This is a genomic window from Amycolatopsis sp. NPDC043885, assembly GCF_056435685.1.
Genome location: NZ_JBWKEA010000004.1, coordinates 327019 through 349107 on the forward strand (window position 1 = coordinate 327019; position 22089 = coordinate 349107).

The window sequence follows — 22089 nt, forward strand, 5'->3', positions numbered from 1 at the left end:
GGCAAACGCCGTGAAGGCCTCCTTCCCTACCTTGAGAGTAGGGAAGGAGGCCTTCACGGACATCTGCTGGCGTCAAGCTCAGGTGGCGCGGTCCGTCAGCGCGTCCCGGATCTTGTCGATGAACGCCGTCCCCGGCGCCAGGATCCGGTTCGCCGGCGGCCGGTCCGGGGCGGCGGGATGCGGCCGTGTCGGGGCGATCTCCTTGGCCCGCAACACTTTCTCGCCCAGTTCCTGCAATTCTCCCGGCGAGCAGGCGGCCTGCAGTTTCGGCAGCAGGTCGCTTTCCTCCTCCTCGATGTGGTGCCGGACGTCCTCGATCAGCTTCCCGACCAGTTGGTCGAACCGCTTGTCGGTCGGCTCCAGGCCGATGAGGTCGTTCATCACGCGTTCTGCTTCGGCGTGCTCCTCGATCTCGTGGTCGGCGACCTCGTCGCCGTTGGGGAGCTTCTTCCGCGCGGCGGGGTACATATGTTGCTCTTCGGCGATCGAATGCCGCACGAGTTCGGCGATCACGTGGTCCGCGAGGTCCTTGCGGTGCCGATCACCGCCCTTGCCGGATTCGAGCTCCTTGAAGATCCGTTCGAAGGCGCGGTGGTCTTCGGTGATCACCGAGACGAGGTCGTGTTTCGTGGTGGTGGTCATGGACACTCCTGTCCGTGGTCGTCAGTCCGACGCCGCACGGATACCCGTTTCCCGCGGTTCAATCACCCGGATTCGTCGGTGACGTGGTGCGGCGCGCCCACGGGTTTGGATTCCGGGGAGCCGCGCTGGCGCAGGTACACGCTGAACACCGCCATCGAGCCGATGGCGAGGAATTCCGATTGCCAGTTCTGGAGTGTGCGGTTCCAGAAGTCCGACGACGCCAGATAGCCGAACCACGACTCCGGATCACCGAATTCGGTGAGCTGCTCGGCGTTGTAGGCGCTCATCCCGGCCACGGACTGGGCCAGCCAGGACAGCAGGAACAGTCCCAGCATCACCAGCCCGAGTGACATCGAGAAGATCCCCGTGCGCCAGCCTCCCGCTCTGGCCCATTTCGGTGAGTCGGCCGTCGAATGCCGCCCGACCTGCTGCTCCTTGTCGGTTTCCAGGCCGACCCGGCGGGCCGGTTTCGATTCGGGGGAGCCGCGTTGCAGCAGCCACACGGTCGCGAACACGTACAGGAAGAACTGCAGGTACTCCGATTGCCAGTTTTCGGCGACGTCGACGGCGAAGTCCGCGGACGCCAGGTAGTCGAGCAGGCCGATCGGTTCGGCGGCGTGGCTGAGCCGCCGGTCGTTGTAGTCGGCGAGGCCCGCGAACGCTTGTCCCGCGAGGCTCAGCAGGAACAGCAGCCCGAACGCCAGCGAGAGGGCGTTGTCCCGGAGAAAGCGCCGCATCGTCCGCCTCCTTCACCGGTGGAGCAGGCCCAGTAGGACGCAGTAGCCGAGGACGGCCACGACGAAGACGAGGTAGACGGTGAACACCGGGCGCGCTTTCACGGTCCGCCCACCGAGCAGTCGTAGACCTGTTCGTTCCGATGGCGGCAGCCCGCGCCCGTGATCACCCATCCGGTGGACGATTCGTGCAGGAAAAGCGTGTCGCGGCCGGTCTTCACCTGGGCTTCCTCGCTCCAGATCGAGACCGTTTCGGGCGTTCCGCCCGGGACGTCCGCCCTCGCGAGGCCACGTTCGCAGCTCTCCGGCGCCCAGGACTCCTGTGCCCGGGGCGCCAGCAGCGCGCACGCCGAGCGGTGATCACCCGACGCGAGCGCGCCGATGAACCGCGCGGCTGCCTCTTTCACCGGCTCTTGCCCGCTCGCTCCGGTGCAGCCGGCGAGCAGCAGGCAAACACCGAACGCCAGCGTTTTGACGATCACGGAACCGGGGTACCCGGCCGTGGCGTCGTTCACACCTGGTGTCAGGAAGCGGGGTACTGCGTCTCCCGCAACAGATTCGCCAAGTGGACGGCGTTGCGCGCGAGGGTCGCGTTGGTCGAGGCGACCGCTTCGGGCGTCTCGACGAGGTCGTTGTAGTCCCCGCCCTTCATCGCCTCGCCGTTCCAATACGTTCCGCCCTGGGCGGGTACGGTGAAACCGACGTCGTTGAGGGCCTGGAACAGGTCGGCGGTGATCTTGTGCGCGCCGTCCTCGTTGCCGACGACGGCGGTGACACCGACCTTGCCGAACATCGCGGGCCTGCCTTCGTCGTCCGTTTCGGACAGTTCGGCGTCGAGCCGTTCCAGCACGCGCTGGGCCACACTGGACATGTGGCCGACCCAGGTCGGCGTCGAGATCAGCAGGATGTCGGCCGCGGCGATCTTCCGGCGGATCCCGGGCCAGGCGTCGCCGTCGCCCATGTCGCCTTCCACGCCGGCTTTGACGTCGTGGTCGACCACGCGCACGAGTTCACCGGTGGCGCCGCGTCCGGCCAGTTCGTCGAGCAGCTGCTGGGCGATCAGCGCGCTGCTCGACGGCGCGGGGGACGGTTTGAGCGAGCACACCAGTGCGAGTGCCTTCAACGGCTGGGTCATCCTGTCCTCCTGTTCGGATCGGTACCGATCCCCGTATGGGTGAAGCCCGCTTCGCCGACGGTCGCCGGGTCCAGGAGATTCCTGGCGTCGACGACGACGGCGCGTTCGGTGGCGGCGGCGAGCCGGTCCCAGTCGAGCTCGCGGAACTCGGGCCACTCGGTGAGCACCACCAGCGCCGCCGCGTCCTTCGCGACCAGGTACGGGTCGTCGACGACCTGGACGATGTCCGGTTCGACGGACTCGACGCCGGGGTCGTACGCGGTCAGCACCGCGCCGCTCCTGGCGAGCTCCCGCGCGACCGCGAGCGCGGGGGAATCGCGCAGATCCCCGGTCCCCGCTTTGAACGCCAAACCGAGCAGCCCGATACGGATGCCCGAGAGCGAACCGTCCGAAACACCGGTGATCGCGAGGCGGATCTTCCGCACCACGGCCGCCCGCTGGCGGGCGTTGGCCTTCATGGCGTCGCGCAGGAGGCCGAAGTCGACGCCCGCGTGTTCGGCGGTCCGCAGCAGCGCGGCGGTGTCCTTGGGCAGGCACGAGCCGCCCCAGCCGGGACCGGGCACGAGGAAGGCGGGGCCGATCCGGGAATCGAGCCCCATGAGCCGCCCGATGTCGCGGATGTCGGCGCCGTAGTGCTCGCACAGTTCGGCGAGGACGTTCACATAGGACACTTTCAGCGCCAGGAACGCGTTGCTGGCGTATTTCGCCAGCTCGGCGCTGGCCGGATCGGTGAACCACACCGGCGCGTTCGTCTCGCCGTACAAGGCGGCCACCCGTTCGGCGGACCCCCGGTTCTCCGGCACCGAGCCGAGGACGATCCGTTCGGGCGTCAGGAAGTCCTCGACGGCGTGCCCCTCACGGAGGAACTCGGGATTGCTCACCACGGGCAGATCCGGCCGTCCGAGCAGCTCCGCCAGCCGGGTCCCGGTGCTGACCGGCACGGTGGACTTCGTGACGACGACACAGCCGGGCCGCAGCAGGCCGGGGAGCGTGGCCACGACCTCTTCCAGCACCCGCACGTCGGCGGCGCCGTCCTTTCCTTCCGGAGTGGGCAGGCAGAGGAAGACGAAGTCCACATCGGACAGCTCGTCCGGCGCGGTGGTGAACCGGAGCCGGCCGCTGCCCAGCCCGTCCCGGACGAGTTCCGTGAGCCCCGGCTCGACGATCGTGACCTCGCCGCGCCGCAACGTGTCCACTTTGGACGGATTGTTGTCGACGCAGGCCACCTGATGTCCCAGATGCGTGAAGCACGCGGCGCTCGTGAGCCCGACGTAGCCGGCGCCGATCACGCCCACCCGCTCACCCACGGGAAGCCCCCGTCGCCAGCAGTTCTTCGGCCGCCGCGAGGACGCGTTCTTCGCGCAACAGCAGCAAGCCGGGATCCGGGGCTTCGCCGTGTGGATCGCCGACGTCGCCCACCCAGAGGACCGTGTGCTGCCGGGCGTCGGCAGGCGGGCCCCAGAGCCGCGGCGGGGTCGGCCCGAACAGCAGGACCGACGGCGTCCCATAGGCGGTGGCGAGGTGCCCGACGCCGGTGTCACCGCAGATCACCAGCCGAGCTTCGGCCACGGTCGCGGCCAGTTCGGCGAGATCGCCACCGGTGAGCATCGCCTCGCCGGGAAGCCCGGCCGCCTCGGTGACGTCGCGGACGAGGGGCGCTTCCGGCGCGCTTCCCGTGACGACCACCCGGTGCCGTCCGGAGAGTGCCCGCGCCACTCGCGCGTACCGGTCCGGCGGCCAGCGCCGGGCGGCGAACGCGGCACCGGGATGGATCACCACCGCGCCCGCCGCCGGGCTGGGGCCGGGCGGCGGTGGCAGCGCGAGATCGGTGCGGTCGGCCGGGATGCGGGCGGCCTCGAGCAGACGGCACCAGCGGTCGACTTCGTGCGCTTCGGCAGGCCAGTCCGGGCCGTCGACGCCGGGGAAGTCCGGATGCCGGTACGTGATCAGTTCGAGCGGGTCCTGGGCGAGCAGGTCGTGGATGCTCTCCGGGCCGCGGCCGTGCAGGTTGACCGCCAGCCGCGGCGGCTCGCCGGGCCAGGACAGCTCGCCGAGCCCGGCCGTCGGGAGCAGCTCGTCCACCGCGTCGATCAGTTCGACGATGTCGCGCAGGTTCTCGGGCGCGGCGAGCACCAGCCGCTCGCCGTCGAAGGCGCGGCGCAGTGCCCGCAGCGCGGGAACCGCGGTGAGCAGATCACCCAGACCGAGCGCGCGCAGCACGAGGATGCCACCGGTCACGGCCAGGACCCTTCTTCCGAAGCGCACACCACGAGTTCGCGGATCTCGCAGCCGGGCGGCTGGGAGAGGGCGAACACCACCGACGCCGCGACGTGCTCGGGCTGGTTGAGTTTCGCGTCCGGCGGCGGCTTGTACTGCTCGGCCCGATCGTCGAAGAACGCGGTGTGCATGCCGCCGGGGACGAGCAGCGTCACCCCGACCCGGCCCGCCAGCTCCATGGCGAGTGCCCTGGTGAAGCCGACGACGCCGAATTTCGAGGCGCAGTAGGCGCTCGCGTCCCCGGCCACCCGCAGCCCCAGCGTCGACGCGCAGGTCACCACCGTGCCGTGGCTCAGCCGCAGATGGGGCAGCGCCGCGCGGACGACCGCGGCCGTACCGAGCAGGTTGACCCGGACCACGCGTTCCCATTCCTCTGTGGACACTTCGTCGAGCGCGCCGCACGCGTCGGTCCCCGCCGCGGTGAAGACGCCGTCGATCCCGCCCGCCCGTTCGGCGAGTGCGTTCACGGCGCTCGCGGCCGCGGCGGAATCGGCCAGGTCGGCCTGGACGAAGGCGACGTCGGCCGCAGGTTCGACGCGGTCGACGACGAGGGGTGTACCACCCGCTTCACGGACGGCTTCGACGGTCGCGGCACCGAGTCCGGAGGCGCCGCCGGTGATCAGGACGTTGCCGAGAGGGCGCATCATGCTCCTTCCGCCGCGGCCAGCAGCCGGGAGGTGGAATAGCCGCGGATGGTCGGGATCAGGACGATCTCGCCGCCGTGCCTGCGCACGACGGCGCTTTCGGGGAGCTCCGTGTCCGCGTAGTCGCCACCCTTGACCCAGACGTCCGGGCGGAGGCGGTCCAGCACCGCGGCGGGATCGGGCTCGTCGAACACCACGACGGCGTCGACCGAGGCGAGTTCGGTGAGCAACCTGGCGCGGTCCCGCGCGGTCACGATCGGCCGTCCCGGTCCTTTCAGGCCGCGCACGGAGGCGTCGGAATTGAGGCATACGACGAGGGCGTCACCCAACGCACGTGCCTGCCGGAGCAGGCTGGCGTGGCCGGGGTGCAGCAGGTCGAAACAGCCACCGGTGGCGACGAGCCTGCCGCCTCGCGCGCGGACCCGCGCGGCCACGTCGAACGCCGAAGCACCGTGGTGCGTGGTCTCCGGCCGCGGTTCGCTGTCCACAGTGGACAAGGTGGCGGCGCCGCCGGTGGCGACGAAGCGTGCGGCCGTCTCGACCCCGGTGGCCACCGCGTCGGCGGTGGACGCCCCGTCGAGGAGCGCGGCGGTGACCGCGGACGCGAAGCGGTCACCCGCGCCGCAAGTGTCCTTGGCGACGACGCCCGACGGCGGCCGGAACGTCGTGCACGGGCCGCCCTCGGTCAGCACCGCGCCGCGGGAGCCCGTGGTGACGCAGACCGCGGCGGCCTTCCAGAGCGAGTGCACCTGCTTCGCCAGTTCCTCGGCGCCGGCGCGGGCTTCGGTGAGCTGCTCGGCTTCGGCGAGATTCGGGGTGACGAGCCGGATTCCCGCCACGGGCTCCGCTCCGCGCGGATGCGGATCCCAGACGATCGGGATCGTGCCCGCCAGTTCGGCGAGTAGCCTGCGGACCTCCGGATGGCCGGTGACGCCGCGGCCGTAGTCGGCGACGAGGATCGCGCCCGCCGAGCGCAGCGCTTCACGGACGCCGGCGGTGAGCGGCGAGTACTCCGCCCTCCCGTCACCGCTGTCGAGGCGGACCAGCGACTGCCCCGCGGCGCGGACGCGGGTTTTGGTGACGGTGGTGCCGCACAACGGCATCGGCACCACCCGGACCTCGCGCTCCAGGAGTCCGGACAGGGTCCGGCCTCCTTGGTCGTCCCCCAGCGGGGCGACGAGGACGACCTCGGCGGTGGACCGCGCCGCGAGCAACGCGGCCAGCCCGGCGCCGCCCGGCCGCCGCCATTCGCGGGCGAGGTCGACCACGGGGACGGGCGCGTCCGGGCAGAGCCGGTGCGACGTGCCGTCGACGTCGACGTCCAGCAGGGCATCGCCCAGCACGACCAGCGGCCTCACGTGGGCACTCCGAGCGCGTGGTCGAACGCGGTGCACAGGGCGTGCACCAGCGCGAGGTGGACCTCCTGCACGGTGGCCATCGACGGCGCCTCCACCGGGATCGCGTCGGCGCACAGCGCGGCCAGCGGGTTGGGGGAGGGGCCGGTGATCGCCCAGGTGGTCACGCCGAGTTCGTGGGCGGCCTTCGCGGCCGCGACGACGTTCTGGCTGCCCCCGCTGGTGGAAAGGCAGACGAGGACGTCGCCGGGACGGCCGTGCGCGCGCACCTGCCGGGCGAACACCTCCTGCTCGCCGTAGTCGTTGACGATGGCCGTCACGGCGGAGGTGTCCGCGTGCAGGGCGATCGCCGAAAACGGCTGCCGGTCGTTGCGGAACCGGCCCACCAGCTCACCGGTGAGGTGCTGCGCCTCGGCGGCGCTCCCGCCGTTGCCGCACGCGAGCAGCCGTCCGCCGGACGACAGCACGGTGGCCAGATGGTCACCCCAGTCACGGATCTTCGGCGACCAGGAAGCGGACTTCCCGGCGGCCTCGCTCAATGCTGCGAAGTGTTCTTCGATCACGACACACCTCCGAGGTCAGGGACGGCGGACCACGAAAGGTCCGAGGGCGAGCAGGTCGATGGGGGCCGAACCGAAGCACTCCAGCGCGTCCCGCGGGGAATCGACCATCGGCCTGCCCGCGGTGTTGAGGCTGGTGTTGACCACGGCGGGCACGCCGGTACGCCGTTCGAACGCGCCGAGCATTCTCGCCACGAGCGGTTCGCCGTCGGCGTCGACGGTCTGCACGCGGGCGGTGCCGTCGACGTGGGTGACGGCGGGGAGGCGATCCCGCCACTCCTGCGCGACGTCGTGCACGAAAAGCATGTACGGACTGGGAAGCGGGCCGCGGGAGAAGATGTCGCCCGCGCGTTCCGCGAGCACCATCGGGGCGACCGGGCGGAACTGTTCGCGGCCCTTCACGTCGTTCAGCCGTTCCAGATTGGCCTCGTGCCCGGGATGCGCGAGCAGCGACCGGTGGCCGAGCGCGCGGGGGCCGAATTCGGACCGGCCATGGAACCAGGCCACGATCCGGTCTTCGGCCAGGGCTTCGGCGACCGCCTCGGCGACGTCGTCCGGCCGTTCGTAGCGCACGTTCGCGGTCTTGAGAGCGTTCTCCAGCTGGTCGTCCGTCCAGCCTCGGCCCAGGTCCGCGCCGGCCATCGGGCCGCCGCGTTCGCCGAAGTCGGCCGCGAGTTGCAGCGCCGCCCCGAGCGCGGTGCCGGCGTCACCGGCGGCGGGCTGGACCCAGATGCGCTCGAACGGTCCTTCGGCGTGCAGCCGGGTGTTGGCCACGCAGTTGAGTGCGATCCCGCCCGCCATCGCGAGGTCCGTGTGCCCGGTGTGTTCATGGATCTTGGCCGCGAGTTCGAGCAGCACGTCCTCCAGGCAGCGCTGCACGCTCGCGGTCAGGTCGGCGTGGACCTGCCCGGGCTCCTGCCCCGGCTCGACGGCGGGCGCGAACGAGGTCCAGTCGATCTCGTCGGTACGGAACCCCATCCCGTTGGTGTGCACGCTTTCCGCGATCCGGTCGAGGAACCGGGGCTTCCCGTAGGAGGCCAGCGCCATCACCTTGTACTCGTCACTGGACCGGGCGAATCCGAGGTGCTCGGTCAGGTCCTCGTACATCAGCCCGAGCGAATGGGGGAGCCGCTGCTCGGCGAGCTCCTCGAACTTGCCGTCGCGGTACTCACCCGCGAGGTAGGACGTGCTCTCGCCGCGGCCGTCGGCCACCAGCACCGCGCAGTCCTCGAACGGCGCGGCGAGCGCGGCCGAGGCGGCGTGCGCGACGTGGTGCCGGATGAACCGGACGGTCGCGGGATCCAGCCCCGGCAAGGCCGCCTTGAGGAACGCGGGAGCCCGGCGGGCGAAGTCGGTGCGGAGACCTTCGTTCTTCCCGTCGTGCCCCGTCAGACCCGGCTCGACGAGCGCCGGATTGTACGAATAGCCGACGGCGTCGAGATCCTGCGCGGAGATTCCCGCCTCCGCCAGGCACCACGCGGCGGCTTCGGCGGGCTGTTCCCAAGCGGAGAACGGCACCGGCCGCTTGCCGTGCTTGCGACGGCTGAACCGTTCTTCCTCCGCCGCGGCCACGATCTCGCCGTCGACCACGAGGGCCGCGGCCGGGTCGTGGAAAACGGCGTTGATACCGAGTATGCGCACCGGGCCACCTCTCCGGTCGGGGGATGCGGGCCGTGACCCGCGCCTACTCCTGTAGCGCTACCCGGTGCAGTCGGTGATAAACGACGCGGCGCAAAAGCCCAGGACGTCGCTACGGAGTGAAGCGTCTCTCGGCGGATCTGGGGTGCCCGGCGTCCGGCCCGTCATTCGCGTGTCCAGGCACGGAACTCGCGTGCTCGGAGGCGTAACTCGCGTGCGTGAAGCCGGAACTCGCGTGCTTGGAGGCGGTCCGGCTTCAAGCACGCGTGTTACGGCTTGGATCACGTGAGTTACGGGTTCAGGCTCCGGCGGCCGGGTATGGGCCGGACCGCGGCCGCGCGAACCAGGCGACGGTGCGCGGAAGCCCTTCCGTCATCGGGATTTCCGGCTCCCAGCCGAGTTCCCGGCGGGCGCGGGAGATATCCGGGCATCGGCGGGCCGGATCGTCGACGGCCGCGTCGATGTGCTCGATCGGCGACGCGCTGCCGGTGACGGCCAAGATCTCCTCCGCGATCCGCAGCACGGTGAGTTCGTGCGGATTGCCCAGATTCACCGGGCCGGGCACGTCGGAGTCCGCCAGCGCGATCAGACCGCGGACCGTGTCGTCGACGTAGCAGAGGGAACGGGTCTGGTCGCCGCTGCCGGTCACGGTGAGCGGTTCGCCCGCCAGCGCCTGGCCGATGAACGTCGGGATCATGCGGCCGTCGTCGGGGCGCATACGCGGGCCGTAGGTGTTGAAGATCCGGGCTATACCGGTGTTCGCGTCCCGTTCCCGGCGCATGGCCGAAGTGAGCGCTTCGGCGTACCGCTTGGCCTCGTCGTAGACGCTGCGCGGTCCGATCGGGTTCACGTGCCCCCAGTATTCCTCGCGCTGCGGGTGCTCCTGCGGATCGCCGTAGACCTCGCTCGTCGAGGCGAGGACGAACCGGGCGCCGTCGCGTTCGGCGATGTCCAGCGCCCGCTCGGTGCCGTGCGAGCCCGCGCGCAGCGTCTCGAGTGGAAGGCGGAAGTAGTCACGGGGCGAGGCGGCGGAAGCGAGGTGGAAGACTACGTCGAACGGGCCCGGCGCGCTCATCGGCCCGGTGACGTCACGGGAGAGGAGCCGGAAACCCGGACGGTCGAGGAGATGCGCCACGTTGGCCATGACGGCCGTGGCGAAATTGTCCGCCGCGACGACCTCCGTGCCCGCGTCCAGCAAGCGTTCGCACAGATGCGAGCCGACGAAACCCGCGCCTCCGGTCACCAGCACTCTGTTCATGGCGACTGGCTACCCGCGGTGAGGGCGGGAAAAACCGTGTGAATCGGGAGATGCCGGGTAAGCATCGGATATGCGTGCATTGGTGATCGGCTGGGCGAGCTTCCGGCACGGCGAGGCGACGGCAGGGGACGTACTCAGTATGCGCAGGGTCGACGAAGCGCTGTCGACCATGGGGCTTCCGCACGACCTGGCGTGGAGCCCGGTGTACCGGCCGAACGACGTGAACTACGAAGAGGTGGATCCGGCACGGTACAGTCACGTGGTGTTCGTCTGCGGGCCCGCGCACGGCAGGCAGGTGCGCGAAGTGCACCGCAGGTTCGCCCATTGCCATCGGATCGCCGTCGGGGTCTCGGTGATCGATCCGGAGGACGACACGGTCACGGGTTTCGATCAGGTCTTCGCGCGGGACCACGACGGGGTCGGCGCGCCGGATCTCTCCCTCGGCGTGCCGACCGACACGGTGCTGGTGACGGGTGTGATCCTGGCGCCGGAACAACGGGAGTACGGCGACTCCGGCCGCCATACGGCGGTGCACGCCTCGGTGAAGGACTGGATCGCCGGGGTCGACTGCGCCCGAGTGCCGCTCGACACGCGGCTGGCGGCGTCGGATTGGGAACGCTGTGAGACACCGGACCAGTTCACGTCGATCCTGTCGCATCTGGACGTCGTGGTCACGACGCGGCTGCACGGGCTGGTGCTGAGTCTTCAGGCGGGAGTGCCCGCTCTGGCCATCGACCCGGTCGAGGGCGGTGGCAAGGTCACCGCACAGGCCGACGCGCTCGGGTGGCCCGCCCTCGTCCCGGCCGAGGAGGCGGGCAACCGGGACGTGCTCGACTCCTGGTGGCGCTGGTGCTCCTCGGTGCAGGGCCGGGCGGTGGCCGCGTTGCGCGCGCTGCCCGGTGACGACGGGCTCGTGCGGGACATGGTGAAGGCGCTCAAGACCCGGCCGGTGCGATGAGCGCGGCCGCGACGACGGTGGTGATCGCCACCCGCGATCGGGCACCGGAACTGGAACGGACGTTGCGGCGGCTCACGGCGTTACGGCCGCCTCCGCCGATCGTGGTGGTGGACAACGGCTCCTCCGACGGCACCGCGGCCATGGCCGCCGCGTTCCCGTGCGTGCGCGTCGTCCGGTTGCCGCGCAACATCGGCGTGTCCGCGCGGAATCTCGGGGTCGCCGTGGCGCGGACGCCTTATGTCGCCTTCAGTGACGACGATTCCTGGTGGGCCGAGGATGCGCTCGCCGAGGCCGAGCGCATCCTCGACGCTCACGACGACGTCGGCCTCCTCGCCGCGAAAACCCTGGTAGGGGAGGAAGAACGGGAGGACCCGGTCGTCTCGCTGATGGCCGCCAGCCCCCTCGGCAGACCTGATGGGCTTCCCGGACCGGCCGTGCTCGGGTTCCTCGCCTGCTCCGCGGTCGTCCGGCGGACCGCCTATCTGCAGGCCGCGGGTTTCCATCCGCTGCTGCATTTCGGTGCCGAGGAGCGGCTGCTGTCCTACGACCTGGCGGCGCGCGGCTGGTGGCTCTGCTACGCGGAGGACGTGCGGGCGCATCACCACCCGTCGCCGATGCGGCCGTCGCCGTCGTGGCGTGAGCGCGCCGAACTCCGCAACCGGATGCTGATCACGGTGATGAGACGGCCCGTGCGCCGATGTCTTGCCGAAGGATTCCGTGCGCTGGCCAGGGCTCCCCGGGAACCCCACGTGCTCGGCGCGCTCGCCGGAGTGCTCCGGCGGCTGCCCCGCGCGCTCGCCGACCGGCAACGGCTGCCCGCTTCGGTGGAGCGCCGCATCCGCGTTCTGGAACACGCCCATGGAGGATGAAGTGACGGACCGGATCACGGTCGTGGTGATCACGCACAACCGGCGCGCGCAACTGCTGGAGACCCTCGACTCGATGACCGCGCTGCCCGACGCGGCGCCGATCGTGGTGGTGGACAACGCTTCCGGCGACGGCACGGCGGACGCCGTCGAAGAACGGTTCCCGTCGATCCGGGTGATCCGCTCGCCGCGGAACCTCGGCGCCGTCGCGCGCAATCTCGCCGTCCGCGAGGTGGAGACGCCGTATGTCGCGTTCTGCGACGACGACACCCGGTGGCAGCCGGGGTCTCTCCGGCGCGCCGTCGAGCAGCTCGATACCTACCCCGGACTGGGCGTGGTGACCGGGCGGTGCCTGGTGGAGCCGGCGCTGACCGAGGACCCGATCACCCCGGAACTGCGACACTCCCCGCTCCCCGGCCCGGACTGGCTGCCCGGGCCGGCGCTGCTGGGCGTCATGGCGGGCCTCTCGGCCGTCCGCGTCCGCGCCTTCCACGACGTCGGCGGCTTCTCCGACCGCATGTGGCTCGGGGGAGAGGAAGAGCTGTTCGCCCTCGACCTCGCGGCCAAGGGCTGGTGGATGTGCTGGGACGAGGAGATGGTGATCCACCACGCCCCCTCGGCCGTCCGCGATCCGCGGCGGCGACGGCAGCTCGGCATCCGGAACACGCTGTGGACGCTGTGGCTGCGGCGTCCGCTCGGCAGCATCGTGCGCCGGATGGCCGCGGTGCTGCGTTCTGCGCCCTTCGACCGGGCCACGTTCGCGGCGGTGGCGGAAGCGGTGCGGGGGATCCCGTGGGTGCTGCGGGAGCGGGCGGTGGTTCCGGCCGGAGTGGAGCGCGGGCTGGTGCTGCTGGAGGAGTCGCAGCGGAACTCGGTCGCGCGACGGTATGTGGGGTGAGAAGACGGACGAGGACGACTCAGCGCACCGCAAAGATCCAGCTGAGTGACCCAGTGTGACGGGTGTGTGGAAATAGAGACGTTCAGTGTCTTTGTTTCCACACACCTTCCGGTCGGCGTCGCGAAAGCCACAGTGGGACATCAGGTGCGGGATCCAGGCTCCGAGGGAACGCACGCGGCCGATCACGGACGAAACAACTCGGTCACCGCACGGCGGGTCAGGAAGGCGAAGCGGCAGCCGCCGCCACTTCCGTCTCCTCGCTCACAACGCGCCCATAAGCGCGCAAGGTGTCCGCGGCCACCCGGTCCCACGAGTACCGTGCCCGCACCCGGTCGGTCCCGGCGATCCCGAACGACTCGCGCGCCGAAGAGTCACCGAGGAGCCGTCGCAACGCTCCCGCCAAGTCCTTCGGGCTGCTAGGCGGGACCAGCAGGCCCGTGACGCCGTCGACGACGGTGTCGGTCAGCCCGCCGACGGCGGTCGCCACGACCGGGACACCGCAAGCCATCGCCTCCAGCGGCACGATGCCGAACGGTTCGTACCAAGGTGTGCAGACCACCGCGTCGGCGGAACGCAGGAGCGCGGGCATGTTCTCGCGGGACACCAGCCCCGGCATGTGCACGCGGTCGGCGACGCCGGCCCGATCGGCGATCGCCTGGAGCCGCCGCACTTCCGGAGCCTCGGCGAGCGGGCCCGAGTCCGGGCCGCCCGCGATGACCAGTTCCGTGTCCGGGAGCGAGGGCAGCGCGGCGATGGCGAGGTCGAAACCCTTGCGCGGCACCAGCCTGCCGACGCTGACGATCCGCTGCCGAGCCGTGCGGGGAGCGCACTCGCCGTCCGGGGTGAACTCGGTCAAGTCCACTCCACAGGGGACGACCGAGGCGCGTGAGCGCGGCAGGCCCATCCGCACGAGTTCGAAGACTTCGTCCGAACAGGTCGCGATCACCCTGTCGGCCTGTTTGGCGATCATCCGTTCGAGCCGGCTCCGGTCGGGCGGACTCGTGTCCTTTTTGCCCTGATAGCGCCGTTTCACCACGCCCAGCGCGTGAAAGGTCTGGGTCACCGGGATACCGAGATCCTTCGCCGCGAGAATCGAAGCCAGGCCGGACATCCAGAAATGCGCGTGGACGACGTCCGGCCGGTCCTTGGCCCAGCGGGAGCGCAGCACCCGGCCGAACTCTCCCATATACGGCAGCAGTTCGTCCTTCGGCAGCTTCCTCGCCGGGCCCGCCGGGACGTGGACGACGCGGTAGCCGTCCGGCGTCTCGACCGTCGCGGCGACGCGCCGGTTCTCGCGGCGCGTGTAGACGGTGACGTCGTGGCCCCGCCTGCTCAGCGCGGCGGAGAGTTCGGCGACGTGGACGTTCTGGCCCCCGGCGTCGGCTCCGCCGAGCGCGACGAGCGGGCTGGCGTGTTCGGAAACCATCGCGATCCTCATCGGGGGCTCCTTCCCACCGCGGTCGGCGTGGTCAAGCGGTCACCTCGGTCAGCAGGGCGTCCCAGCGTTCGAGGAACGCGTCGAGCCCGTAGTGGCTCAACGCGAACTCGCGCGCGGATTTCCCTGCCAGTACGGCGAAATCTGGTTCATGGATCAATTCGCGGTAGGCCCTCGCCAGCACTTCGACATCCGTCGAGACGGCGCCTGCGTCGGGCGGGACCGCGAGAACGGCTTCGGTAGTCGCCAGTGCGACGACCGGCATGCCGAGGTGCATCGCTTCGAGCAACGAGAGCCCCAGCGACGTCCACCGGGCGGTGTGCAGGTGGACGCGGCGCCGGGCGACCTCGGCGTGCAGTTCCCGGCTGCGCAGGTCGCCGCCTGGACGGAGCGCGGGGTGGCGGCCTTCGAGATCTTCGCTGCCGATCCCGTACACGTCGACCGGCGCGATCTCCGCGAAACCGGGCAGCAGATCGGTTCCGGTGATCCGCCCACGCCTCGCCGGTTCGTTGATCAGGGCCGCGCCGTGGGCGAGTTCCCCGGTGTAGCGCTCACCCGGGTCGGGGATCCCGTGCGGGACGACCACCGTGGGTGCGAGACCGGAGTCCCACATCAATTCGTTGAAGTGGGTCACGTGGACCAGCGGGATGTCGTCCCGCTCGGCCAGTGGGTGCCGGGTGGTGGCCGCGTGTTCCCGAGGCGTGTTGTGCTCGACGTAGACGGCGGGTACTTCCTTGCCGGGGCGGCGGCGCAGCCACCGCGCCGCCAGCTGGATCTCCTCGGGCCGCTGAAGAACGACGACATCGACGTCGAGGTCTTTCAGCTCGTCGACCGGGATCTCCTCGGCGGAGGGCCAGTCACGGCCGCTGAGGCCGCGTCCCCAAGGCCCGCCCTCGGCGAGCAGCGGCAGGTAGTAACGATGGCCGCCCTGCACGAAGGATTCGGTCCAGGACCCGTGGACGTGCCACAGGAGGATCCGGAGCGGGGCCTTTTTCGTCATACCCGCCAGGTTGCCGGTTGTGGACGGACTAAACGTTTTCCCTTGCCTCACTTTGCTTCCGCTGGGAAACACGCGTGGCGGCGATGCCCACCGCGAGTGCCGCGAGCGAGGTCAGCGCGTGGAGGGCGTTGTCGGCCCAGCTGAAGTTGACGGCGTCACCGGACGTGTCGGTCCCCGCCGAGAGCACCCCGAACGCGGTCAAACCCGCGAAGGCCACGAAAGCCAGCCAGCAGTAGGCCGGGATCGCGGACGGCTTGAGCACCGCGACCAGGCCGAGCACGCCGAGCACGGTGCGGATGACGTCGAGCATCCCGGTCGCGCTGAAGATCCACAGTGTGTTCTCGCCCGCCTGGTTCGCTTCGGGAAGGAAGAAGAAGCCGAGCACCCCCAAGACGAGATGGACCAGTGCGATGATCAGCACCGCCGGTCGCAGAAGAAAGCCTGTCGTACGCGGATTCATCGGAAACGCCTCCGTTTCGCCAGAAGACCCGTCGGATACCCCGTGGAGACGCCGTGAAACTCCCCCGGCCGGGCGAGCCGGGGGAGTTCCGCGCACCGGCTCAGCCGGACTGCGGGTCGGTGTCGTCGTGGGGATCACCGGATGACGTGCCCTGCTCCCCTCGGACCTCCTCGCGTTCTTCCTCGTCCCGTTTCTCGCCGGTGTCGGCCTTTCTCTCCATCGGGGCCTCCTTCGGTCATTTTCCTGCGGCTACCCCGTTCCGAGCGCGTCCAACCCTCCGGTCGCAGGCCATTGTGGACGTTTGGCACCGTGCGGCCGGGGTAGCCGGGAGCAACATCGGCGAACCCGGAGGGGACATGACCGCGATCTCCAACGCAGCAGCGATTCCACTTGCCCCGGCGCGGCCACGGCTGCTGCGGCCCCCGGGGGTGTACCGCCCGCAACACGACACCTGGATGCTGGCGAGCGCGTTGAGCACGTCAGGAATGCCCGCCGGGGCAAGAGTTCTCGACCTCTGTACCGGGACCGGCGCTCTCGCGCTGGCGGCCGCGGCGCACGGCGTGGGGTCCGTGACCGCGGTGGACATCTCCCGGCGGGCGCTGGCCGCGGTCTGGGTCAATGCGCGGCTGCGCCGGCTCCCGGTCCGGCCGCTTCGGGGCGGCCTGGCCGAAGCGGCGCGCGGTGGGCCGTTCGACGTCGTGCTGGCGAACCCGCCGTATGTCCCGTCCCCGGTGCCCGCGGCCGGGGCCGCGCGGGCGTGGGACGCCGGGCCGGACGGCCGGATCGTGCTCGACCAGGTGTGCGCCGGGGCGTCGTCCCTGGTGGCGCCGGGCGGTTACCTGATGATGGTCCATTCCGCGGTCGCCGGACCCGACAAGTCGCTGGAGCAGCTGCGGGCGGCGGGAATGACGCCTTCGGTGGTCGCCACCCGGTCGATCCCCTTCGGGCCCGTCATGCGGGCACGGGCGGCCTTCCTCGAAGCGGCGGGCCTGATCGGCGCCGAGCAGCGGCACGAGGAACTGGTGGTGATCCGTGCCGACCGGCCGTGAGACCAGGGTCCGGATCGAACCCGGCGGGCCCCTCCTGGTGGAGGGGCCGGTCGAGATCGTCACCGAAGACGGCGAGACGGTGACCTCGGATCGCTTCGTGGTCGCCCTCTGCGCTTGCCGCCGCAGCAAGCGCTACCCGTTCTGCGACACCAGCCACCGCCGCCGTTCACGGCAAGGGGTGCAGCGGCCTCAGGAGTGAGCTCTCCCCGGCTGACCACGCGTCGAGCAGGTGCCTGGTCAGCCGGCCCTCCAGAAGATCGGTGGCCTGGATGCCGAGCGCGATGTCCGCCGCCAGTTCCGGTTCGCGGTCGAGCAAGTCGCCGACGACGTCGTGCCGCAGCACCTGTTCGTGCACCGCGTCGGCCTCGATGTGCTCGGTGTAGAAGTACCGGCATTCGGCCGGCCCGCCGAGGCGTTCCAAGGCCTGGTCCAGCCGCCTGGCGGCGGGCGCGGTGGTGATCTCGGCGGTGGCGAAGTGCCCGACGAGTGCACCGCGCAGGCTTCGGTGCAGGCCGAACAGCGACATCATGTTCACCGTCGCGAGCATCTGGGCCGGGACGTGGTCGAGGTAGGCGAGGTACCCGGAGGACAGGCCCGCCGCGGTCAGCAGATCCGCGAACAGGCGGGAATGCGCCTGCTCGGCCCGCCCGCCGCCGAACTCGTCGAACTCCACCGCGACCAGCGCCGCCTTGGCCCTGCCGCGCAGCCGGGGAATCACCCAGGCGTGGGGGTCCGCCTCTTTGAGGTGATAGATCGACCGATGCGCGAAGTACTCCTCGACGTGCCACCATTCGCCCTCGTCACGCAGGAAGTGCGAAACGCCGCCGCCGTCGACCGGTTCGACGAGCAATTCGTCCAGCAGCCCGCTTACGTCGTCCCCGCCGGGGACGGCGGCGCGGATCCCGTCGAGGAACGCGTGCTCCAGGACGGATCGGAAGCCCAGCAGGCGGGAGTCCCATTCCCATTCGGAGTCGACACCGTCGAAGCCCTGGTAGTGCAGCTCGTAGCAGACGTACAGGGCCAATTGCAGGTCCTCGCCGAACGGGTCGGCGTCGGTCGCCGCCTCGAGGTCGAAGTCGTCACGGCGTCCGCCCGCCAGGGTGTCCACCACGGCGGCCGAGAGCGGGCCGCGGATCTCGGGCAGCCTCGCGGCCACCGCACCGTCGGTCGTCGTCATGCCCCGGGAGTACCCGATCTAGCCGTGCGGAACCGTCTCTTCGGTGAGCATCCGCAAGACCGCGACCTCTCCGTCGGCGGCGGCCCGGCGCTGCCGTTCGGCGCCCGTGCCCTCCCGCTCCAGTTGCCCGAGCAGGGTGCGGACGAGTTCCGCGTCGCCGGTGTCCTCCAGTGCCTGCTTGGTATGCGCCAGCAGCGCGGCGACCCGGTCGCCCACGGGGACCGGCTTTCCTGCCACCGGGTCGACGGCCGACCCCGAAAGACCGTGACGCGCGGCCGCCCACACCGCGGCGGCGGCGATCTGCGGATCCAGCGGCGCGGCCTCCACCCCGTGGTCCAGCTCGGTGAGAGCGGTGCGCACCAGCGCGCGGGTCAGCAGCCCCTGCAAGACGGCCTCGTCCACGGTGGACGCGGTGTCGGCGGCGCGGACCTCGACCGTCGGCCACCGCGCGGACGGCCTCGCGAGCCAGAAGGTCTGGTTCTCGTCCACGAGGACACCGCAGTCCACCAGCCGTCCGACCTGCTCCTCGTAGGCGGCGGCGTCGGCGAAGTACGGTGCGACGCCCGAGCCGGGGAAACGGCTCTGCTCGACCATCCGCCAGCTCTCGTAACCGGTGTCGCGGCCGTCCTCGAAGGGCGAGTTGCCCGACAGCGCCAGCAACGTGGGCAGCCATTCACCCAGGTGGTTGACGACGGCGACCGCGGTCTCCCGGTCGGGCACGCCGACGTGCACGTGACATCCACAGGCCTCGTACGCCTTGATCACGCCCGCGTACAGCGCGTCGACCTTGCCGAACCGGTCGTCGGCACCGTGGTCGCGTTCGGATGAGGGACGCGGGGGAGTGCCGGCGGCGATGATGGCGCAATCCTCGCCCGCGGCCGCTTCGGCGAGCGTGCGGCGTCCGGCGGTCAGGTGCTCGTACAGCTCGTCGGCGGTTTCGCAGACACCCGTGGCGGCCTCGATCTGGGTCGGCCGCAGTTCGCGGTGGACCGCGGCGCCGTCCGGCAGCGGACAGCAGATCCGGTGCCGTTCGAGCACCGCCTCGGCCCGGGGACAGCTCACCCCGGTCCGGGGATCGACCAGCAGGAACTCCTCTTCGATACCGATACCGGTCATCAGCGCTCCCGCTTCTTCGGCAGCGCCCGCACGGCCGGCCCCTGGAGCACCGACCCGTCCAGGCCGAACCGCGAACCGTGGCAAGGGCAGTCCCAGGTCTTCTCCGCGTTGTTGAACGCGACGAGGCAGCCCAGATGGGTGCAGTGGGCGCCGACGGCGTGCAGTTCGCCGCCCGGATCGCGGTAGGCGGCGACGAGTTCACCGCCGTCACGGGTCACCTTCGCCTCACCGGGCAGGATTTCGTCCACGGAGGCGGGTTTGCGCAGCGCGCTGAGATGGTCGCCGACCAGGAACTTCGCCACGGTGGCGTTGTTCTCCACGGACGAGATCGCGGACCGGAGGTCGAAGCGGTTCGGGTCGTACAGACCCGCGGACGGGTTTTCGCGTCCGGTGAGGAGATCCGCGAGCAGCAGCCCGGCCGCGGTGCCGCCGGTCATGCCCCACTGGCCGAACCCGGTGGCGACCCAGAGATGGCGGCTCGCCGGGTGATAACGCCCGACGTACGGCACGGAGTCCAAAGTGGACAGGTCATGAGCGGACCACCGGTGGGTGACCCGGTGCACGGCCGCGTGCTCGCTCGCCCAACTCGCCAGCCGTTCGTAGCGGCTTTCGACGTCGACGGAGTCGCCGACACGGTAGTGCTCGCCGCCGACGACCGCGTACGGGACACCGTCCTTGAGGTAGCTCCGCACGGAGTGGTGAGTGTCCGCGTCGAGGTACATCCCTTCCGGCGGCCGGTTGCCTTCGACCGGCCCGGCGACCACCAGATCGCGGACCGGGTCGAGCCGGGCGAAGAACAGGCCGCGGTCGAACACGGGGTAATGGGTCGTCACCACGACTTCGCTCGCACGCACGTCGCCGGAACTGGTGCGCACGGTGGTGCCGCCGAGTTCGTCGACGCCTTCCGCCCGCACCCCCTCGACGATTGTCCCTCCCGCGCGTTCGATCTCGTCTGCCAGGGCGAGCAACCAGCGGCGCGGGTGGAAATGCGCCTGTGACGCGAACTTCACCGCGCCGAGGGCGGGTACGTCGAGGTCGACCTCGGTGACGTAGGAGGCCGGGAGACCGGCCTCGGCGGCCGCTTCCGCCTCACGTTCGAGGCTTTCGACCGTTCCGGGGTTGGTCGTGTAGACGAAACTGTCGGCGCGGGTGAACCCGCAGTCGATGCCGAGTTCGGCCGTGGCCGCGGCGATCCAGTCCAACGCGGCCGCCTGCGTGTACGCGTACATCGCGGCGGCTTCGGAGCCCTTGGTCTTGGCCAGCGTGGCGTACTTGAGCCCGTGCTGGGCGCTGATCTTCGCCGTGGTGTGGCCGGAAACCCCGGCCGCGAGGCGGCCTGCTTCCAGCACCAGGACCGAGCGCCCGGCCCTGGCCAGCCGGTACGCCGTCGTGAGCCCGGCGATACCGCCGCCGAGCACGGCGACGTCGACCTCCGGCGGCAACGGCGTTCCGGTGCGGTCGGGAGCGGGCGCGGTGTCGAGCCACAGTGAACGCGTTCCGGGCAACTCGGTCATGACGGCCGGATTCCCAGGTGACCACGGGGGCAAACCAGGGTTTTCCGGAACTTCGGAGCGGGTAGCACTGCCCTATGACCACATCCTCCAGGCCCCCAGAGGAAAAGAACATCTTCGTCATCGGTCTCGACGACGGCAATGACGAGGTGCTGAGACGAATCCCCGGCGCCGACCGGTATCGCTTCCATGCCTTGCTGTCGCCCGGGGAACTCCAGCACGGCGAGATCCCGATCGTGGAACTCGTGGAGAAGGCGGTGGCGCAGTTGGACACCTTCGACTGCTCTGTCGACGCGATCGTCAGCTACTGGGATTTCCCGTCCTCGACGATGGTCGCCATGCTGTGCGAAAAGTACGGTCTTCCCGGTGTTTCGCTCGAGGCCGTGCTGAAGTGCGAGCACAAGTACTGGAGCCGCCTCGAACAGTCGAAGGTGATCGACGAGGTACCGGCGTTCGGCATCGTCGACCTGGATGAGGACGATCCCCGGCCGCCGGAGGGCGTCGGCTACCCCATGTGGCTCAAGCCGGTGAAGTCCTTCTCGTCGGAGCTGGCCTTCCACGTCGCCGACGAAGACGAGTTCGACAAGGCGGTCGCCGAGATCCGGGCGGGTGTCGACAGGGTCGGCAAGCCCTTCGAGCGTGTGCTCGCCACGGTCGACCTCCCCGCCGAGGTGGCCGACGCCGGTGGAGCGGCGTGCCTCGCGGAAGGTGAGCTCAACGGCGTCCAGGCCGCGACCGAAGGCTATGTCTACAAAGGACAAGTCACGGTCTACGGTGTCCTCGATTCGATCAATTACCCCGATACCGCCTCGTTCCAGCGGCATCAGTACCCGTCGCAGCTGCCCGAGGACGCCGTCGAGCGGATGAAGGAGATCTCCGCCCGCGTGATGGAGCAGATCGGCTTCGACAACGCCACGTTCAGCATCGAGTTCTTCTGCCACCCCGAATCCGGGCAGGTCTGCCTGCTGGAGATCAACCCGCGGCATTCGCAGTCCCACGCGGAGCTGTTCGAATACGTCGACGGCGTGGCGAACCACCAGATCATGGTCCAGCTGGGCCTCGGCCAGGATCCCCGGACGCGGCGGAACCGGGGCGACTACCGGATCGCGGGCAAGTGGTACTACCGCCGCTTCAGCGACGGGCTGGTCACCCGGGTGCCCACCCGCGGCGAGATCGCGGACCTGGAGGCGGAGATCCCCGGGGTGAAGATCGAGCCGGTGGCCGAAAAGGGCATCCGGCTCTCCGACCTGCCCGAACAGGACAGCTACAGCTACGAGCTCGCGCATGTCTTCGTCGCGGCGCAGACCGAACGGGAGATGGAGAGCAAGTACCGCCGGTGCGTCGAGGCGCTGCGGTTCGACTTCGAGGAGGGATAG

The 22089-nt window shown here is 70.3% G+C and carries 23 protein-coding genes; 6 read left to right on the forward strand and 17 right to left on the reverse strand.

Annotation, left to right across the window (positions count from 1 at the left end):
* Positions 1–78 precede the first annotated feature (78 nt).
* From AC069I_RS16590 to AC069I_RS16640, 11 genes are all read right to left on the reverse strand, one after another.
* Positions 79–642, reverse strand: a complete 564-nt coding sequence (locus AC069I_RS16590) for a hemerythrin domain-containing protein (protein ID WP_340682858.1) — start codon at positions 640–642, stop codon at positions 79–81.
* A gap of 62 nt (positions 643–704) precedes the next feature.
* Positions 705–1379, reverse strand: coding sequence for a DUF6766 family protein (locus AC069I_RS16595; RefSeq protein WP_478228911.1), 675 nt, complete (start codon positions 1377–1379; stop codon positions 705–707).
* Positions 1380–1477: 98 nt separating this feature from the next.
* Positions 1478–1858, reverse strand: coding sequence for a hypothetical protein (locus AC069I_RS16600; protein ID WP_478228912.1), 381 nt, complete (start codon positions 1856–1858; stop codon positions 1478–1480).
* Between the two features lie 41 nt (positions 1859–1899).
* Entirely contained in the window at positions 1900–2511 is a 612-nt protein-coding gene (locus tag AC069I_RS16605; RefSeq protein ID WP_478228913.1) for a flavodoxin family protein, read from the reverse strand.
* The gene (locus AC069I_RS16610) at positions 2508–3806 is read right to left on the reverse strand and encodes a UDP-glucose dehydrogenase family protein (protein WP_478265841.1); all 1299 of its coding nucleotides are present in this window, start codon (positions 3804–3806) and stop codon (positions 2508–2510) included. The genes AC069I_RS16605 and AC069I_RS16610 overlap by 4 nt, the downstream gene beginning before the upstream one ends.
* A 4-nt stretch (positions 3807–3810) precedes the next feature.
* Positions 3811–4755, reverse strand: coding sequence for a glycosyltransferase family 9 protein (locus AC069I_RS16615; RefSeq protein WP_478229005.1), 945 nt, complete (start codon positions 4753–4755; stop codon positions 3811–3813).
* A complete protein-coding gene (locus tag AC069I_RS16620) occupies positions 4746–5432 on the reverse strand; it encodes an SDR family oxidoreductase (RefSeq protein WP_478229006.1) in 687 nt (228 codons plus the stop codon). The genes AC069I_RS16615 and AC069I_RS16620 overlap by 10 nt, the downstream gene beginning before the upstream one ends.
* Positions 5432–6790, reverse strand: a complete 1359-nt coding sequence (locus tag AC069I_RS16625; protein ID WP_478265761.1) for a PfkB family carbohydrate kinase — start codon at positions 6788–6790, stop codon at positions 5432–5434. Before AC069I_RS16625 ends, AC069I_RS16620 begins: the two co-directional genes overlap by 1 nt.
* Positions 6787–7350, reverse strand: a complete 564-nt coding sequence (locus AC069I_RS16630) for a D-sedoheptulose-7-phosphate isomerase (protein WP_478228915.1) — start codon at positions 7348–7350, stop codon at positions 6787–6789. The genes AC069I_RS16625 and AC069I_RS16630 overlap by 4 nt, the downstream gene beginning before the upstream one ends.
* A gap of 15 nt (positions 7351–7365) precedes the next feature.
* Positions 7366–8988, reverse strand: a complete 1623-nt coding sequence (locus tag AC069I_RS16635) for a carbamoyltransferase family protein (protein ID WP_478265762.1) — start codon at positions 8986–8988, stop codon at positions 7366–7368.
* A gap of 295 nt (positions 8989–9283) precedes the next feature.
* Entirely contained in the window at positions 9284–10243 is a 960-nt protein-coding gene (locus AC069I_RS16640) for an NAD-dependent epimerase/dehydratase family protein (RefSeq protein WP_478265763.1), read from the reverse strand.
* Between the two features lie 70 nt (positions 10244–10313).
* Between AC069I_RS16640 and AC069I_RS16645 the strand changes: the two genes are divergently transcribed.
* The 3 genes from AC069I_RS16645 to AC069I_RS16655 are packed head-to-tail and all read left to right on the forward strand — an operon-like array spanning position 10314 to position 12965.
* Complete coding sequence (locus AC069I_RS16645; protein WP_478228918.1) at positions 10314–11201, forward strand: polysaccharide pyruvyl transferase family protein; 888 nt, start codon at positions 10314–10316, stop codon at positions 11199–11201.
* Positions 11198–12070, forward strand: coding sequence for a glycosyltransferase family 2 protein (locus AC069I_RS16650; RefSeq protein WP_478265764.1), 873 nt, complete (start codon positions 11198–11200; stop codon positions 12068–12070). Before AC069I_RS16645 ends, AC069I_RS16650 begins: the two co-directional genes overlap by 4 nt.
* Positions 12060–12965 carry a glycosyltransferase family 2 protein gene (locus AC069I_RS16655; RefSeq protein WP_478265765.1) on the forward strand — a complete coding sequence of 302 codons (906 nt, stop codon included), beginning with the start codon at positions 12060–12062 and terminating at the stop codon, positions 12963–12965. The genes AC069I_RS16650 and AC069I_RS16655 overlap by 11 nt, the downstream gene beginning before the upstream one ends.
* A 217-nt stretch (positions 12966–13182) precedes the next feature.
* Here the strand turns inward: AC069I_RS16655 and AC069I_RS16660 are convergent, their stop codons facing one another.
* Genes AC069I_RS16660 through AC069I_RS16670 form a run of 3 tightly spaced genes read right to left on the reverse strand, consistent with a single transcriptional unit; the run spans position 13183 to position 15860 of the window.
* A complete protein-coding gene (locus AC069I_RS16660; protein WP_478265766.1) occupies positions 13183–14403 on the reverse strand; it encodes a glycosyltransferase in 1221 nt (406 codons plus the stop codon).
* Positions 14404–14434: 31 nt separating this feature from the next.
* Positions 14435–15400: a glycosyltransferase gene (locus AC069I_RS16665; RefSeq protein WP_478228922.1), complete on the reverse strand. Its 966-nt coding sequence runs from the start codon at positions 15398–15400 to the stop codon at positions 14435–14437.
* A gap of 28 nt (positions 15401–15428) precedes the next feature.
* On the reverse strand, positions 15429–15860 hold the full coding sequence (locus AC069I_RS16670; protein WP_478228923.1) for a DUF4383 domain-containing protein: 432 nt from the start codon (positions 15858–15860) through the stop codon (positions 15429–15431).
* A gap of 356 nt (positions 15861–16216) precedes the next feature.
* On the opposite strand from AC069I_RS16670, the gene AC069I_RS16675 reads away from it, so the two are divergent.
* Together AC069I_RS16675 and AC069I_RS16680 are read left to right on the forward strand one after the other, a co-directional pair.
* A complete protein-coding gene (locus AC069I_RS16675; protein WP_478228924.1) occupies positions 16217–16909 on the forward strand; it encodes a methyltransferase in 693 nt (230 codons plus the stop codon).
* Entirely contained in the window at positions 16893–17108 is a 216-nt protein-coding gene (locus tag AC069I_RS16680; protein WP_034322975.1) for a CDGSH iron-sulfur domain-containing protein, read from the forward strand. The genes AC069I_RS16675 and AC069I_RS16680 overlap by 17 nt, the downstream gene beginning before the upstream one ends.
* Here AC069I_RS16680 and AC069I_RS16685 read toward each other — a convergent pair.
* From AC069I_RS16685 to AC069I_RS16695, 3 genes are read right to left on the reverse strand one after another with little or no spacing between them, the layout of a single operon-like run.
* Positions 17076–18086, reverse strand: a complete 1011-nt coding sequence (locus AC069I_RS16685) for an iron-containing redox enzyme family protein (protein WP_478265767.1) — start codon at positions 18084–18086, stop codon at positions 17076–17078. The two genes, AC069I_RS16680 and AC069I_RS16685, sit on opposite strands and share 33 nt — an antisense overlap.
* Positions 18087–18104: 18 nt before the next feature.
* A complete protein-coding gene (locus AC069I_RS16690; protein ID WP_478265768.1) occupies positions 18105–19202 on the reverse strand; it encodes a carboxylate-amine ligase in 1098 nt (365 codons plus the stop codon).
* A complete protein-coding gene (locus AC069I_RS16695; RefSeq protein ID WP_478265769.1) occupies positions 19202–20716 on the reverse strand; it encodes an FAD-dependent oxidoreductase in 1515 nt (504 codons plus the stop codon). Before AC069I_RS16695 ends, AC069I_RS16690 begins: the two co-directional genes overlap by 1 nt.
* A 74-nt stretch (positions 20717–20790) precedes the next feature.
* On the opposite strand from AC069I_RS16695, the gene AC069I_RS16700 reads away from it, so the two are divergent.
* Positions 20791–22089, forward strand: coding sequence for an ATP-grasp domain-containing protein (locus tag AC069I_RS16700; RefSeq protein ID WP_478265770.1), 1299 nt, complete (start codon positions 20791–20793; stop codon positions 22087–22089).